Origin of the sequence: Bacillus piscicola, assembly GCF_022458745.1 — a bacterium.
GTDB lineage: Bacteria > Bacillota > Bacilli > Bacillales > Marinococcaceae > Alteribacillus_A > Alteribacillus_A piscicola.
The window spans coordinates 76,283-92,370 of record NZ_JAJJJF010000004.1; the positions used below are offsets into that span (position 1 = coordinate 76,283).

The window sequence follows — 16,088 nt, forward strand, 5'->3', positions numbered from 1 at the left end:
TTTTTCGGTGTGAAAAAAACAAAAGGATGGCACCCTGCCCGATGCAGAGGCCATCCTCTTTGTCATTGCCTTTTTATCTTTTCATCTAGTTGAAATCGCTGGTTTAGAGCTTAAAACGCTGAGTCTGGTCTTGCAGGTCTTGTGCTGCAGTACTTAAGCTTTCGGAGGATCCGGTGATCTCTTCCATCGCAGCGAGCTGTTCTTTCGTAACCGAGGCGACGTTTTCCGAATTGGCTGCCGCTTGCTGGGCAATACCTGTCGCTTCTCCGATTAACGTCTTCACCTGCTCCGATCCGGCTGCCATTTCCTCCGAGAGAGCCGATACTTCCTGCACTTTTTCCGTCACGTTTGCGATGTTATCTAAGATGCGCGCAAAGGCTTGTCCCGCATCCTTCACAACAGCTGATCCTGCCTTTACTTCTGCTTGGCCGGTTTCCATCGCCTGCAGAGCCTCGGTCATATCTTCCTGGATATTCGTAACGATTTTCGTAATCTGTTCGACAGACTGCCTCGATTCATCTGCCAATTGCCGAACTTCATTGGACACGACCGTAAAACTTTTCCCGTGTTCTCCCGCACGAGCTGCCTCGATGGCTGCGTTTAAAGCCAATAAGTTGGTTTGGTCGGCAATATCCCGAATGACGTCTAATATTTTCACGATGGCATTCGAATGATTGTCCAGTCGTTGAATGACCGTAGCGTTATCATCGGAGGATTGAATGATATTGTTCATTTGCTTCTGTGCTTCTTCAATTGTTTCTTGACCGCGCTGGGCTTCTTCCAGGGTATAAAGGGCATTCTCAGAGACAGAGGTGGCCGATTCCGCAATCTGCTGGACGCCGGTTGACATTTCGTCCATCGCGCGGGCGCTGTCCTCTGATCCCTCCAGCTGTGTGCGCGAGCCGGCTGCCACTTCTTGAATGGCCTCTTCAATTTGGCGATTTGTCGCCGCTGACTGTTCGGCGCTCGCATATAGCTGTTCGGAAGAGGCGGCGACGTGTTCTGTGGTTGTTGCCACCCGCTCGATAAGCTCCGTCAGCTGGGTAACCATGTGTTGGAAAGAGACACTCAGTTGGCCGACCTCATCGTTGCGGTTTTCCGGCAGATGTTCGATACTCTTGCTCGCTTTCCCGAGTTCGCCGTCCGCCAGCTGTTCGGCTGTTTCACGAATACGCTGAAGCGGCTTCAACGTTTTTGTTATGTATACCCACAGCACAACCGCTATGATGACCAGTAATACGCCCATCGTCACGAGGAAAATCGGCAGCGTGGAGGAAAGGACATTACTCGTAATCACACCGACGCGTTCAGCACTAATGTCGACACCCATCACACCCAATACCTCTCCCGTTTCATCTTTTATCGGCACAAAGGCGGACAGATAATTGCCGTATTCCGGATCTTCGACAATCTCGCTAGTAGACTCTTCTCCCTTTACAGCTGGTTGAATGTCTTCGTAAGCCGTAGCCTCGATCACTTCTCCAATCGCGGAGGCATATTCCGACCCTTTTGGCTGACCATCTACGAGCAGGGTCACACCGCCCCCCTCTGGTTTAGCGGTATCAATGGTATAGACATAGAGAGCACCCGTATTTTCGCGCAGGTCATCGAGCTGGCTGCGTAGTTCCCAATAGGTATCGTTCTCTTGCGGATTTTTCAAAAACTCCTTGTATTCCTCAACAGGGACACTTCCGGCAATATTCTCGGCGGTATCGATACTGAAATTCGCAACAGAGAGTTCTGTCGTATCCTTCACCGTTTTGTACAAAAGCAGCGAGCTGAGTACGGTTATTACGATAATACTGACAATGGCGATGCTGGAAATCTTGAAACTGAGGCTACGTCTGGATGTTTTAGATTTCATTATCTTTGCTCCTCCCATTAAAAAATAAAATACACGGACAGGGACGTAGGAAAAATGAATTATTCTTTTTTTAAACTACTTATTTATGCAACTTTCGTGCCGTTATCTTTTTTTCTGGAATTATGATGGCGGAGTTATAACCACGCACATTTAGAAATATGTTGATAAAATGACAAGGTTTTGGAATATCCTTCCACCATGCAAAATTGCATACCCTTATGCATATTGTCAACTTTGTTTCAGCCATTACACAGAAAGGGGAATAAATGTGCTAGCGTATCATACCTTCCGTCAGGACAGCTATGCAGGATTCATGGTGGCCCTTTTGCTCATTCCCCAAGCGATCGCCTATGCCATGGCGGCTGGTGTTCCGCCTGCTTACGGATTGTATGCGTCTATTTTTCCGCTGATCGTGTATAGCTTAGCCGGTTCTTCCCCGTTGCTTTCCGTCGGTCCCGTCGCTGTTATTTCGATTATGGTATTTACCGGGCTGTCCCCAATCGCGGCACCGGGTTCCGCCCTTTTTCTCTCACTAGTAGCGATGTTGACCTTAATGACCGGGCTTTTACAGATGGCGTTTGCCGTAATGAGATTAGGCCGTCTCTTTCAATCTATACCACCCTCGGTCCTGCGCGGTTTTATGAACGCCCTTGCCTTAACGATCATTCTCAACCAAATAGGACCGTTTCTCGGCATTTCTTTTCAAAAAGAACTGCCATTCGTGCCGGCGTTAGGAGATTTAGTACATAAGCTTCCTCACGCCGAATGGCCTGTACTCTTATTCAGTTTTGTACTGTTAGGACTTTATTATTTTCTGCGCGCTGTCCGTGTGCCATCCCCCTCGCTTGTTGTCGTACTTGTCAGTGGACTTGCTGTTTACTTTTTTCATTTGGAAAACGTCGGTGTTCAACTAGCCGGTCCCGTTACATCTGGACTGCCAACGTGGGAGATTCCGACTCTTCTTCTTCCTTATGTACCTACCTTGCTGCCACTCGCTTTTTTTATTGCGGTGATCGGCTTTTTAGAATCGTTTACGATGGCAACACACCTACCGCAACAGCAAGAAAAAAAAGTGGACCCCAATCAGGAACTGTTTGCTCTTGGGCTTGCTAATTGCACAGGAAGCTTTGTTAACGCGATCCCCGTTGCCGGCGCCTTTTCCCGATCTGCTGTGAATAAAGATGCCGGTGCGAAAACGAGAGTGTCCTCCTTGTTTTCGGCCAGTTGCGTTCTCTTCTTAAGTATGTTTTTTGCCGAACCGCTTGCCTATTTACCGCGTGCGGTGTTGGCGATTATCATTATGGTCGCTGCCGCTAAGCTGATAGACTGGCCATCCATCGGAAAAAAACCACTCGTTTTCATTACGACCGCCGCTTCCTTGCTTCTTGGGCTGCAATCTGGATTTATAATCGGCCTCGGAGCCGCTTTACTCAGCTATATTCTCGTTATGCTAGGAAACAGCAAGCCGACCTTTCGCCGCTAGATAAGCAGACTTTGAGCTATTTTCGGATATAGAGCGCTGCTATGCCGTCGCTGTTGTCACTGGGGACGGTTTTCGCGACTCCATACACTCCCTTTGACGTTGTTATTTTCGTTAGTACTAATTTTCACGTCACCATATGCTCTCTTTGATGTCATTATTTGGACGGATCCTGAATTTCACAACTTCATACAACCTCTTGGACGTCGTTATTTTCATTGATGCCAGTTTTCGCAACCTCATGCACGCCCTGCGACGTCGCTATTTACGCTGATAACAAATTTCATGACCCCATGCACGATCGCTGATGTCGGTATTTTCGCTGGCACCAGTTTTCACGACACCATACGCGCTCGCTGACGTCGGTATTTTCGTTAGTACTAATTTTCACGACACCATACGCGCTCTTGGACGTCATTATTTGCACGGATTCCAAATTTCACGACCTCATACACGTTCTTGGACGTCGCTATTTTCACGGATCCTGTATTTCACAACATCATACAACCTCTTGGACGTCGTTATTTTCATTGATGCCAGTTTTCGCAACCTCATGCACGCCCTGCGACGTCGGTATTTTCGGGGATCCTGTATTTCACAACATCATACAACCTCTTGGACGTCGTTATTTTCATTGATGCCAGTTTTCGCAACCTCATGCACGCCCTGCGACGTCGGTATTTTCGGGGATCCTGTATTTCACAACTCCATACAGCTTCTTTGACGTCGTTATTTTCACTAGTACCAGTTTTTACAACCTTATACATCCTCTCTGACGTCGCTATTTGCGCCGGCACTAGTTTTCATGACCCCATGTGTTCTTTCATTTTTGCGTGCTTCTCTGTTCTTGGTACGTTTCGTGCTTCCTCGACTGGGGGCTTAGAAAGCAAAAAAAAACAGGCAGGAGACTCGGGTCTCGCTTGCCTGTTGACATTGGTGCGTTTTTATTTGAGGTTGTATTTCTTTTTGAAACGGTCGATACGGCCGCCTGCATCTGCAAGCTTTTGCTTACCAGTGTAAAACGGATGAGAATCAGAGCTGATCTCTACCTTGATAAGCGGATATGTGTTGCCGTCTTCCCATTCTGTTGTTTCAGCAGAAGATTGGGTAGAACCGGTCAAGAATTTAAAACCAGTGCTTGTGTCCAAAAACACTACTTTTTGATAATCCGGGTGGATTTCTTGTTTCATCGTTTTCACTCCTTCCGACTTGATCTTCTATGGTTGGTGCATCGAAAATCGAAGTCTGTTTCATAATCGAGCGCAAACACCTCTTCCACGAAGAAGGTGCCTCTGCTTTTTACACACTTAGAAATTATATCAAGGGGCGGCCATTTTTTCAACATTCTTCTTCAGAATGAAAGGGTAAACCCATTTCGCTAAATGAGTAAGTGCGTTAGCGACGGGCGGCTGCGCCTTTTACTTTATCCTTTGCCATCTCTTCAAAAAACTCTTCGTTCGTTTTCGTCTGTTTCAGGCGGCGGATGAAATGATCGACAAAATCGGGGGAGTCATTCATCGTTTTCCGGATCGCCCACAGATTTTCCAGGTGCTCTTTCGGAACGAGCAATTCTTCTTTTCGAGTGCTGGAGCGGCGGATGTCGATCGCTGGGAAGATACGGCGTTCTGCTAAGCGGCGGTCCAGGTGAAGTTCCATGTTTCCGGTTCCTTTAAATTCTTCATAGATGACATCGTCCATGCGGGAGCCGGTATCAACGAGTGCGGTAGCTAAAATCGTTAGACTGCCGCCTTCTTCGATGTTACGGGCTGCTCCGAAAAATCGTTTCGGACGGTGGAAAGCAGCTGGGTCAATACCACCGGATAGCGTGCGCCCACTCGGCGGAATGACGAGGTTGTAAGCTCGTGCCAGTCTCGTAATGCTGTCCATCAAGATGACGACGTCTTTTTTATGCTCCACGAGCCTCATCGCCCGTTCCAACACGAGCTCGGTCACTTTTACGTGATTTTCCGGCAGTTCATCAAAGGTAGAGCTGACGATATCTCCGTTAACGGATCGTTCAATATCGGTCACTTCTTCCGGACGTTCATCGACGAGTAGAACGATTAATTCAGCCTCCGGGTGGTTTTCCGTAATGCTGTTGGCCACTTCTTTCAAAAGGGAGGTCTTCCCTGCTTTAGGAGGGGCAACGATGAGGCCACGCTGACCAAAACCGACTGGGGTAATCAAATCGATAAGACGGGCGCTTATCCTTCCCGGTTTATTTTCCAAATTCATGCGTCTGTCGGGATATAGAGGAGTAAGTGCAGGAAAGTGAGGTCGTTCTTTTGACGTATCCGGATCCTCTCCATTCACAGCCTCCACCATCAGCAGGCCGTGGTAGCGTTCTGTTTCTTTCGGCGGGCGGACCTTTCCAGAAACTTTATCTCCATTTCGCAAACCGAACCGGCGGATTTGCGAGGCTGAGATATAAATGTCTTCCGAACTCGGTAAATAGTTGATCGGTCGTAAAAAGCCATATCCCTCGGTTTGGATAATTTCGAGGACGCCTTCCATGAACATCAGCCCGTCTTTTTCGGCTTGTCCTTTTAAAATCGCAAATATTAATTCACGCTTATTCAGCTTGCTGTAGTAGGAGACGTTGTACTCCTTTGCAAGGCTGTACAGCTCCTTCAGCGTTTTATTCTCTAATTCTGATATGTTTACACTCAAAATCGTCACCACTTTTCTTATTTTCCTGTTTTTTTATGATAAAGGTGTTTTCCAAGAGATAGTCTAAAGGTATGGGGTTCTCACACGAAAGAAATGATGGAGAGAAGGGGTTAGCAAAATATGCGGATTACTAGTCTTTATGTTTGCCAGACACCGTGCGTAAAACATACTTTCATTGTAACCATGTTTTTTTCAAGTTAGCAATAGCAACATGGCTCGAATATTATCATTTTTTACCAAACCATACAAATGAGAGGGGAAAAGCTGCCTGCACTGGTGCAGGGGTGGCTTTTCCCTCGGAATAAGACATCTTAAGGTTTCATGACAAAATTAGGCTTCTTTTTCACGTTGTGAGTGCCGTCTACGAATCGTACCGTACCTGACTTTGCACGCATGACAAGTGACTGGGTGCGGGCATTTTCACCGTGGTAGTGAACCCCTTTCAGAAGCTCACCATCCGTAACCCCTGTCGCTGCGAAAATCGCATCATCTCCGGCTACGAGATCTTCCATGTGAAGAACGCGGGAGATGTCGTCAATGCCCATTTTCTTGCAGCGGGCCAGCTGTTCATCGTTTTGCGGAGCGAGCTTCGCCTGTTGTTCACCGCCCAAACATTTCAAGGCGACAGCAGAGATAACCCCTTCCGGCGCACCGCCAGTTCCGATATAAAGATCGACTCCCGTTTCCTCAAAGGCCGTATTAATGATACCAGCTACGTCACCATCCTGGATAAACTTAATCCGGGCTCCAGCGTCACGGATGTCACGAATCACTTGGGCGTGCCGTTCCCGGTCTAGAACCGTTACAACAACATCCTCTACGTCCTTCCCTTTTGCCTGGGCAACCGCTTTGATATTATCCGCGATAGATGCGTTAATATCAATTTTTCCTGCTGCCTGCGGACCGACTGCAATCTTCTGCATGTACATATCCGGCGCATGCAGGAGATTCCCGGCATCCGCAATGGCGATGACAGCAAGAGCATTTCCCCCGCCACTTGCGACGATATTCGTTCCTTCTAAAGGATCTACCGCTACGTCAACACTTGGGCCTTCGCCTGTGCCGAGCTTTTCGCCAATGTAGAGCATCGGCGCTTCATCCATCTCGCCTTCCCCGATTACCACTGTGCCTTTCATTGGAATGGTATCGAACACATTCCGCATCGCCGTAGTCGCAGCGTCGTCTGCTTCTTCTTTTTTTCCGCGTCCCATCCAACGGGCCGATGACAATGCGGCCGCCTCTGTAACACGTACTAATTCCATCGTTAAGCTTCGTTCCATCATTCTCTGTCTCCTTCTGGTCGTTGTCTTATTTATGAACTTTTTATTTGCGCGATTTCATCTGTACTCAGCTGTTCCCGCCAAATGTTAGCGCCAAGGGCGAGTAGTTTTTCTTCCAGATCTTCATACCCGCGGTCGATGTGTTCGACACCGGTTATTTCCGTAACCCCTTTTGCCATTAAACCAGCAATGACGAGGGCGGCACCGGCACGCAGGTCACTTGCTTTTACACTTGCGCCTTCGAGAGGAGTTCCACCGTTAATGACAGCAGCACGTCCGTCCACCTTTACGTCTGCGCCCATTCTCCGCAGCTCATCAATGTGCTTAAACCTGGCGTTGTAAATCGTATCGGTTACCATGCTTGTTCCGTTTGCTTTCGTTAAAAGAACGGTGGCTGGCTGCTGAAGGTCTGTCGCAAACCCAGGGTAGACAAGGGTCTTAATATCGACGCTGTTTAAGCGGGAGGGAGACTTAATATACATCTGGTCATCTCCGGTTTCAATATGTACGCCCATTTCCCTAAGCTTTGCCGTCAGTGCTTCTAAATGCGCGGGAATGATGTTATCGATAATGACTTCTTCTCCCATCGCTGCAGCTGCGATAATGTAGGTTCCTGCTTCAATACGGTCAGGGATAATAGAATGGCTGCAGCCTGTTAATTCGGATACGCCGTCAATGCGGATAACGTTCGTTCCGACTCCTTTTATTTTCGCACCCATACTCGTGAGTAACGTCGCCACATCAATGATCTCCGGTTCTTTTGCGGCGTTCTCAATGATGGTGCGCCCTTCTGCCTTGACAGCCGCCAGCATAATGTTAATCGTTGCCCCTACGCTGACGACATCTAAATAAATCCGCGCCCCTGTCAGTTTATCCGCCCGCAAAAAAATGGATCCGTGTTCATTGGTTACTTTTGCTCCGAGCGCTTCAAAACCTTTTATGTGCTGGTCAATCGGCCGCGGACCGAGATTACAGCCTCCCGGTAAGCCGATAGCTGCTTTTTTAAATTTCCCAAGCATCGCTCCCATCATGTAATAGGAGGCGCGCAATTTCTTCACCCTGCCATTCGGAAGCGGCATCGGTATGATGTTACGCGGGTCTATCGTCATACATGTCCCGGAATGGGAAACAGACGCGCCAATGTCCTCTAATAGTGACGCCAGCGTTTCGACGTCGGAAATTTTCGGCAGGTTATCAATTGATACTACGGAATCTGCCATAATGGCTGCAGGTATCAAGGCAACCGCGCTGTTTTTCGCTCCGCTGATATGTATTCTCCCCCGTAAAGGGTGTCCACCTTCTACCATCAACTTTTCCATGAGCGGTCACTTCCTCATCCATAATCTCGTGGTGATGATGCCCGTTAATTCTTTCCCTTTTTTCATTATGGACATCCTCCTGAACAGCTAGACACACAAGAAGACATCCATCTTGAAAAAATCGTAAAAATCAACCGCCCGGTTTCACCGTCACACGCACAGTCTCATGCCGGAAACGAAAAAACCAGGAACGGCCGGGCTTCTTACCAAAAGCGGCCTTTCCTTCTTACACGTACGAGCACTTGTCTGTACCAGTACTTAACGTTTATCGATTATTCCAGTCACTTAAAAACTTCTCTATTCCTTGATCTGTTAACGGATGTTTCACTAACTGCCCAATTACACTAAACGGCACCGTCGCAATATGAGCACCGCGGATGGCTGCTTCGGAAACGTGGAGGGGGTGGCGTACAGAGGCGGCGATAATTTCGGTATTAATGTGATGTTCTTTAAAAATCTCCGCTATCTCACTGATCAAGTCCAAGCCGTTATGACCGATGTCATCGAGCCGGCCTAAAAACGGCGACACGTAAGAGGCACCAGCCCGCGCCGCGAGCAGAGCCTGAACAGAAGAAAAGACGAGCGTCACGTTCGTTTTAATGTTCTCTTCGCTGAACGTCTTCACTGCTTTTAAACCTTCAAGCGTCATTGGGACTTTTACGGTGATGTTAGGAGCAATAGCAGCCAGTTCACGGCCTTCCGTAATCATGCCTTCTGCTTCCGTGGAAATGACTTCTGCACTGACGGAGCCGTCCACAAGCGCCGTGATCTCACGGAGACGGCTTTTAAAGTCAGCTCCTTCTTTTGCTACTAAGCTGGGGTTTGTCGTGACACCAGACAAGATCCCAAGATCATGGGCTTCCTGGATATCGTCCATATTGGCACTATCGATAAAAAACTTCATAGTTCCTCCTTCAGTCGAACGCTGCCTGTGCGTAAGGCACGGTCTCACGGTTCGAATTTATATATGATACTGTTCTGCTTTTTTCATGGCGTCGCGAGCCGGTCCAAGTTTCATCCAATACCGGCATTTCTTCCATTACTTTTTATTTCGGTTCGGTGAATGATCCTTTTCCCTCATTCTCGATATATTATAGCATAATCTGCCTGTATTTTATGGAACTGCTACGAGAAAAGTTTGATACAATTTTTACGTACCGCTCTTCGTTCAGAATCTCATGGAAGCCTGCACCCTGGCAAGTGCGCCTCCACTTCCTTTTTCACGGCATGAATGTCGAATGGTTTCGTGATGTAGGAGGCGGCACCATATCCCTCCGCCTTGTCTACAGACTCTAATTCACCATAAGCGGTCATTAAAATAAACGTTGTACGGGAGGCGCGCTGTTTTCTATTCCATTCTTTTAACACTTCCACACCATCCATTCCCGGCAGTTTAACATCAAGAAGCACGATATCCGGGTTCATTTGCACCAGTGCCTCTATTGCCTCCGTCCCGCTTGCCGCCTCCCAAATCGAAATGCCGTCTCTGCTCAACAGTTCCCTCAGTAAAGCCCTTACCCCGTATTGATCATCCACGATCAGGATTTTACACAACAGCGATGCCTCCTCACCATTTGAGTTATCTCGCTTACGTGGACCTGCTCTAGATACTATTCCATGTTGTCATCTAATTTCCTTCCTCACCTTCCTTCAAACATTTCCTTAAGAACTATTTAAAATATTTTCATACTTAAATCAACTTCGTACGCGAAACGCAAAGAGGTTTTTTATGAAGGAGTTGATTCGCTCGCCAGCATTTTTAAAAAAGCGCCGATCGCGTATAATGACAGGAGCATTTCGATTACGTCAGATAGCTAAACAGGGAGGAAGTCAGGAATATGAAAATGTTCGCCACCCAGCTTCAAGGTTTGTTTCAAAAAATCATTGCGCAAGAAGAGGAACTCGAAGACGGGGCTCGTCTGTTGGCGCAAGGTCCAGCCGGAGCGGGGAAAATTGCCATTTGCGGCACCCCGGCTATGGCAGGGATTACGCACACACTCGCTCATCATGAAGAAGCACCTGAAGCGGTCTGTGCGGTTCCAAACAATGATGTAGCGTCTGCAGATTTCACGTCTAGCGACCGGCTGCTTCTCTGTGCAGATAAGGGGGAGAGCCAAAAGCTTTGTTCCGTCCTTCATGAAGCGCAGAAAAAACAGGTTCCCGTCGTGGTCCTCGCCCCTTTTTCTGAGGAAGAAAGCGGCTGTGAGCTTGAATTAACAGATGTGTGGATTCATACCCAATCAAGCAGCGGGATCATACCAGATGAACACGGTAATCGGATCGGACAGCCAGCAGCTCTTTGTACGCTTTTTACAGGACAAGTCCTCTATCTCTACATCCATGAGATACTCGCCGAATTAATCGACTAACCAGCAGAGGTTCCAGCGTTACCCCCTTCCATGAGACACTTTCCCGCGCGAATATGCGGGTTTCCGGTCTTATGAACGAGCCACGAGACACTTATTTGATAAAAACTGCGAAATTGGTCTTATGACGCTCCTATAAGACCGTTCTTCCCCGAAATTTCCTAATTTATGGTCTTATGGCGCTGGGGTGTGAGTTGCAGCAGCGATCGACACAAAAAAACAGCCGGCTTGAAGGGATTCTTCAGGCCAGGCTGTTTTTCTTTTATTTATTTCTTACCGTATTCAAGAGACGCGCGGATAAATTCGCGGAATAACGGTTGCGGTCTTGTAGGACGGGAGACAAATTCAGGATGAAACTGGGACGCCACAAAATACGGATGGTCGGCCAACTCAATAATCTCGACTAACCGGCCGTCCGGGCTTGTCCCGCTGAACACAAGTCCTGCTTCTTCCAATTGTTCCCGGTAGGCATTGTTAAATTCATAGCGGTGACGATGACGTTCGTACACCACTTCCTGCTCATAAGCCGCCTGTGCTTTAGAGCCGTCCTGCAATTTACAAGGATACAGCCCGAGGCGAAGGGTACCGCCCAAATCTTCTACTTCTTTTTGTTCCGGAAGCAGGTCAATCACTGGATCCTTCGTGTCCGGGTGGAGTTCCGCCGAACCCGCTCCTTTGATGCCAACAACATTGCGGGCAAACTCCACCGAAGCGAGTTGCATGCCCAGGCAGATTCCTAAATAAGGAACTTTATTTTCGCGGGCAAATTGAATGGCTGCTATTTTCCCTTCAATGCCTCTGTCGCCAAAGCCGCCAGGAACAAGGATGCCATCCGCACCCGTCAATTTCTCCCGTACATTTTCGTCCGTTACCTCATCGGAATTGACCCAGCGGATCTCAATGTCGGAGTCAAACGTATAACCGGCATGTTTCAGTGATTCCGCAACAGACAGGTAAGCATCCGGCAGAGAGACGTATTTGCCGACAAGTGCAATCGTAATCTTGCCGGACAGATTGTTCACCTTGTCGACTAACGCTTTCCACTCTTCCATGTCTGCTTCATGCCCTTGCAAATTTAGATAATCGCAGACAAATTGATCTAAGTGCTGCGCCTGCAGATCAAGCGGCACTTGGTAAAGCGTCTCGGCGTCACGCGCTTCGATCACGGCATCTTTATTAATGTCACAGAAGAGAGCGATCTTATCCTTCATCTCCTGAGGAACCGGGCGTTCTGTCCGAACAACAATAGCGTTTGGCTGAATGCCGAGACTGCGAAGTTCTTTCACGCTGTGCTGGGTCGGCTTCGACTTCATTTCACCGGCAGCAGCAAGATAAGGAATCAACGTACAATGGAGATACATGACATTTTCGACGCCGACATCACTTTTGATTTGGCGAATCGCCTCTAGAAACGGCAAGCTTTCGATGTCGCCCACCGTACCGCCGATCTCGGTAATCACGACGTCCGCTCTTGTCTCACTCGCCGCTTGATACACGCGTTCCTTAATTTCATTCGTGACGTGCGGAATTACCTGTACCGTCGCACCAAGGTAATCACCGCGGCGTTCCTTGCGGATAACAGAAGAGTAGACTTTACCGGTCGTGATGTTACTGTTGCGATTCAAGTTGATATCAATAAACCGTTCATAATGACCAAGATCCAAATCTGTTTCTGCGCCGTCATCGGTGACGAACACTTCGCCATGCTGATAAGGACTCATCGTTCCCGGGTCGACATTAATATAAGGGTCGAATTTTTGAATGGTTACGCTAAGCCCCCGGTTTTTCAGCAAGCGGCCGAGAGAAGCAGCTGTAATCCCTTTACCTAAAGAAGAAACAACGCCCCCGGTGACAAAAATATACTTACTAGTCATCTTATCTATCTACTCCTTCTCTTCAGATGAAAAACAGAACAATCGCAAGCATTTGTGACATTGCCTGCGTTAGTATTAAAAAAAACAAAAGCGACACCTCACCCGTTGTATTGGCGGGGCGCACTTTTGTTTTATCGTTAGTATAGGTATCTGTACGCTATCAAAATCGTAGTGGTTAAAGCCCAAAAATGATTTTACCGAGCCTGTTTTTAAAAGTCAAGTACAAAAGCGGCTCCTAATAGTTATCGTCTTCCTCGAACGACTCTTCTTCTTTTCCAAATCCTTCCAGATCGTTTTCGCTCTCCAGTTCGTCCGCATCTTCTTTATGGGAAAGTTCGTCTAATTCATCCTCGAGATCTTCGAAGCCATCGTCCAATTCTTCCTCGAAATCATCATCTACTGATTCCGCACTTTTCGAGCGCTTCGGGGCCTTCACCGTCGTGCTTAGTTCTTCATCCGATTGGTCAAGCGGATACCACTCTCGCAATCCCCAGTGATTCTCACCGAGATGGACAAAGCGACCGTCAAGGTTCATCGTCGTAAACAACTTTGTCATCCGGTTCTTTTTTTCGTCCGGTGACAAATCCTTCATGTCGGCAATTCGGGCAAAGAGTTCTTGATAATCATATGGATTCTTTTCCTCTTCTAGGAGGATAAAAGCAATTTCTACCGCGGACATTTCTTCAATTTGTTCCTCATTAAAATCAGTGATGCTCACGGTTCCCACATCCTTCCCGCAAAATATTCCTTATCGGCAAAGGCCGCTTTCAGTAAAATTCGAAACCTTCAGCCAAGCGGACAGTCGAAATTCATACTTTACATTATAAACATATTTGCGATGTTTATGCCACACCTTTTAAAACAGCTCTGGGCGGACGCTTTTTTCAATCTACAAAGTTCGTTTTCATTTTTAGTTAACTAATAAATATTTACAGTTACAAATCACCTGGGAAGAGCTGTTTGGAGATGACGGAGCGTAGAATTTCATTTGTTCCTTCATAGAGTTGGGTTACTTTTGCGTCTCTCATAAAGCGCTCGACGGGGTATTCTTTCATATATCCGTAGCCGCCGAATACTTGGACCGCTTCGGTTGTGACTTCCATTGCCGTATCGGATGCAAACAGCTTTGACATGGCTGATTCGTTGCCGTAAGAAAGTCCTTCGCTTTCCCGCCAGGCTGCTTGGTAGGTTAAGAGCCGGGCTGCCTCTACTTTCACCGCCATGTCTGCAAGTTTAAAAGAAATGCCTTGCATCTTGGCGATCGGTTTGCCGAATTGCTTTCTTTCTTTTGCGTATTGCACGGCTGCATCAAGGGCACCTTGGGCAATGCCTACCGCCTGAGCGGCTATTCCGTTCCGGCCGCCGTCAAGTGTTTGCATTGCAATCTTAAAGCCGTCTCCCACGTTTCCGAGTACGTTCTCCTCGGGAACGCGGCAGTTGTTCATCCTAATTTCCGTTGTCGGGGAAGAGCGGATGCCGAGTTTCCTCTCTTTTTTTCCAATCGTAAATCCAGGAAAATCCTTCTCAACGATAAAAGCACTCACCCCGCGCTGCTTCTTTTCCAGAGAAGTTGAAGCAAAGATGAGGTAGATGTCCGCTTCACCGCCGTTCGTGATAAATACTTTTGATCCGTTCAACACAAAATGCCTGCCGTCTTTTACAGCTGTCGTTTTCATTGCCGCCGCATCCGAACCCGAGCCCGGTTCCGTTAGTCCGTACGCACCGAGCTTCGTTCCTTCAGCCAATCCTGTTAAATAGGTCTCTTTCTGGTATTCCGTCCCAAACGCAAAAATCGGCCCGCTGGCGAGGGAGAGATGGGCGGAGAGGGTAACGCCGGTAGCTGCACAGACTCGCGACAATTCTTCCACAGCAATCGCGTAGCTGAGATAATCACTGCCGATTCCCCCGTATGTTTCCGGCCAAGGAATACCGGTAAGACCCAGTTCTGCCATTTTAGTAAACAAATGACGGTCAAAGCGCTCTTCCTCATCCCGTTCCGCGGCAGAGGGGGCTACTTCCTTCTGGGCGAAATCGCGCACTGTCTTTTGTATCACCCTTTGTTCCTCACTTAATAAAAAATCCATCTGCATCCTCCCCCCTATGCATTCTCCTTTTTCTCCCGGCTGTCGCCGATAAGATGCTTGCCAATGACGACTCGTTGAATTTCACTGGTACCTTCATAGATTTCACACACTTTCGCATCGCGGAAAAAGCGTTCGGCGGGATAGCGAGTCGTCGTTCCTGCTTCCCCGATCACTTGGACGGCTTCTGTGGCCACGTTCATGGCTGTCCGTGACGCGAAGAGTTTTGCCATCGATGCTTGTTTCGTGCAGGGGAGATTCTGTTGATGAAGACAAGCTGCTTGATAGGTTAAGAGCTGTGCGGCTTCGATTTGTACGGCCATGTCAGCGAGTTTACCCGAATCTCCTTCCTTCTGTTGTGCTTGCCATGCCGCCGCAAGCGCCCCCTTTGCAATGCCAAGTGCCTGCGCGGCTATTCCGATTCTGCCAGCGCCTAAATTGGCTAAGGCAATTTTGAAGCCCTCCCCTTCCTTCCCGAGACGATTTTCGACCGGAACTACACAATCTTCTAAAATAATCGACGTCGTGTTGGAACCGCGCAGCCCCATTTTCTGTTCTTTCTTGCCAACCTGTAAGCCTGGTAAGCCTTTCTCCACAATAAACGCCGTGATGCCCCGTGACCCTTTAGACGGATCGGTGCTGGCAAATAAAATGTACGTATCAGCGGCACCGCCATTCGTAATAAACATTTTTGTTCCATGCAGCCGGTAATGGTCGTTTTCTTTTACGGCTGTTGTTTGCAACGCCCCGGCGTCACTCCCGGCATTTGCTTCCGTCAAGGCAAATGCACCGAGGTATTCGCCGGATGCGAGTTTCGTTGCATACTTTTCCTTTTGCTCATCCGTCCCAAATGCGAGGATCGGATTCGTTCCGACCGATGTGTGCACCGCCAGAATCACACCGAGAGCGGGGCTCACTTTTGAGATTTCTTCAATGGCCAGCACATACGACAGAAAATCCATACCCGAGCCGCCGTACTGGGAGGGTACCGGAATGCCCATCCATTTTGATTCAGCCATTTTAAGGACGACCTCTTGCGGAAAGCGGTCTTCGGCTTCCATCCGTTTCACGGCAGGCCTGATATGTTTCTCAGCAAATTGACGGACTTTTTCTCGCAGCTGTTCCTGTTCGTCGGTTAACCTGAATTCCATGGC

The 16,088-nt window shown here is 48.2% G+C and carries 13 protein-coding genes; 2 read left to right on the top strand and 11 right to left on the bottom strand.

Translation table 11 applies throughout. The features are described 5' to 3' along the window. Positions 1-103: 103 nt before the first annotated feature. Complete coding sequence (locus LOR49_RS09090; protein WP_240376189.1) at positions 104-1,864, bottom strand: methyl-accepting chemotaxis protein; 1,761 nt, start codon at positions 1,862-1,864, stop codon at positions 104-106. A gap of 268 nt (positions 1,865-2,132) precedes the next feature. On the opposite strand from LOR49_RS09090, the gene LOR49_RS09095 reads away from it, so the two are divergent. Continuing rightward, positions 2,133-3,347, top strand: a complete 1,215-nt coding sequence (locus tag LOR49_RS09095) for a SulP family inorganic anion transporter (protein ID WP_240376190.1) — start codon at positions 2,133-2,135, stop codon at positions 3,345-3,347. A 941-nt stretch (positions 3,348-4,288) separates the two neighbouring features. Here the strand turns inward: LOR49_RS09095 and LOR49_RS09100 are convergent. The 6 genes from LOR49_RS09100 to LOR49_RS09125 form a co-directional block, all read right to left on the bottom strand. After that, entirely contained in the window at positions 4,289-4,534 is a 246-nt protein-coding gene (locus tag LOR49_RS09100) for a type B 50S ribosomal protein L31 (RefSeq protein ID WP_240376194.1), read from the bottom strand. A gap of 205 nt (positions 4,535-4,739) precedes the next feature. Continuing rightward, positions 4,740-6,017, bottom strand: a complete 1,278-nt coding sequence (gene rho / locus LOR49_RS09105; protein ID WP_240376368.1) for a transcription termination factor Rho — start codon at positions 6,015-6,017, stop codon at positions 4,740-4,742. Between the two features lie 308 nt (positions 6,018-6,325). Then, positions 6,326-7,294, bottom strand: a complete 969-nt coding sequence (glpX, locus tag LOR49_RS09110) for a class II fructose-bisphosphatase (protein ID WP_240376370.1) — start codon at positions 7,292-7,294, stop codon at positions 6,326-6,328. A 32-nt stretch (positions 7,295-7,326) separates the two neighbouring features. After that, on the bottom strand, positions 7,327-8,613 hold the full coding sequence (locus LOR49_RS09115; protein WP_240376195.1) for a UDP-N-acetylglucosamine 1-carboxyvinyltransferase: 1,287 nt from the start codon (positions 8,611-8,613) through the stop codon (positions 7,327-7,329). 265 nt (positions 8,614-8,878) lie between these two features. Beyond that, positions 8,879-9,517 carry a fructose-6-phosphate aldolase gene (gene fsa, locus LOR49_RS09120; protein WP_240376196.1) on the bottom strand — a complete coding sequence of 213 codons (639 nt, stop codon included), beginning with the start codon at positions 9,515-9,517 and terminating at the stop codon, positions 8,879-8,881. 272 nt (positions 9,518-9,789) lie between these two features. After that, positions 9,790-10,167: a response regulator gene (locus tag LOR49_RS09125; protein WP_240376197.1), complete on the bottom strand. Its 378-nt coding sequence runs from the start codon at positions 10,165-10,167 to the stop codon at positions 9,790-9,792. A gap of 284 nt (positions 10,168-10,451) precedes the next feature. On the opposite strand from LOR49_RS09125, the gene LOR49_RS09130 reads away from it, so the two are divergent. Continuing rightward, complete coding sequence (locus LOR49_RS09130; protein ID WP_240376199.1) at positions 10,452-10,982, top strand: DUF2529 family protein; 531 nt, start codon at positions 10,452-10,454, stop codon at positions 10,980-10,982. Positions 10,983-11,245: 263 nt separating this feature from the next. On the opposite strand, the gene LOR49_RS09135 is transcribed toward LOR49_RS09130, so the two are convergent. The 4 genes from LOR49_RS09135 to LOR49_RS09150 form a co-directional block, all read right to left on the bottom strand. Continuing rightward, positions 11,246-12,853, bottom strand: a complete 1,608-nt coding sequence (locus LOR49_RS09135; RefSeq protein ID WP_240376201.1) for a CTP synthase — start codon at positions 12,851-12,853, stop codon at positions 11,246-11,248. Between the two features lie 235 nt (positions 12,854-13,088). Continuing rightward, positions 13,089-13,571, bottom strand: coding sequence for a DNA-directed RNA polymerase subunit delta (gene rpoE, locus LOR49_RS09140; protein WP_240376203.1), 483 nt, complete (start codon positions 13,569-13,571; stop codon positions 13,089-13,091). A gap of 217 nt (positions 13,572-13,788) precedes the next feature. Further along, positions 13,789-14,937: an acyl-CoA dehydrogenase gene (locus LOR49_RS09145; protein WP_240376205.1), complete on the bottom strand. Its 1,149-nt coding sequence runs from the start codon at positions 14,935-14,937 to the stop codon at positions 13,789-13,791. 14 nt (positions 14,938-14,951) lie between these two features. Beyond that, positions 14,952-16,085 carry an acyl-CoA dehydrogenase family protein gene (locus LOR49_RS09150; protein ID WP_240376207.1) on the bottom strand — a complete coding sequence of 378 codons (1,134 nt, stop codon included), beginning with the start codon at positions 16,083-16,085 and terminating at the stop codon, positions 14,952-14,954. Positions 16,086-16,088 lie beyond the last annotated feature (3 nt).

Bases quoted from the DNA above. Each gene is read 5' to 3' on its own strand.
- LOR49_RS09090 (WP_240376189.1), bottom strand. From the start codon at position 1,864: ATGAAATCTAAAACATCCAGACGTAGCCTCAGTTTCAAGATTTCCAGC.
- LOR49_RS09100 (WP_240376194.1), bottom strand. From the start codon at position 4,534: ATGAAACAAGAAATCCACCCGGATTATCAAAAAGTAGTGTTTTTGGAC.
- glpX (WP_240376370.1), bottom strand. From the start codon at position 7,294: ATGGAACGAAGCTTAACGATGGAATTAGTACGTGTTACAGAGGCGGCC.
- LOR49_RS09115 (WP_240376195.1), bottom strand. From the start codon at position 8,613: ATGGAAAAGTTGATGGTAGAAGGTGGACACCCTTTACGGGGGAGAATA.
- fsa (WP_240376196.1), bottom strand. From the start codon at position 9,517: ATGAAGTTTTTTATCGATAGTGCCAATATGGACGATATCCAGGAAGCC.
- LOR49_RS09130 (WP_240376199.1), top strand. From the start codon at position 10,452: ATGAAAATGTTCGCCACCCAGCTTCAAGGTTTGTTTCAAAAAATCATT.
- LOR49_RS09135 (WP_240376201.1), bottom strand. From the start codon at position 12,853: ATGACTAGTAAGTATATTTTTGTCACCGGGGGCGTTGTTTCTTCTTTA.
- LOR49_RS09145 (WP_240376205.1), bottom strand. From the start codon at position 14,937: ATGGATTTTTTATTAAGTGAGGAACAAAGGGTGATACAAAAGACAGTG.
- LOR49_RS09150 (WP_240376207.1), bottom strand. From the start codon at position 16,085: ATGGAATTCAGGTTAACCGACGAACAGGAACAGCTGCGAGAAAAAGTC.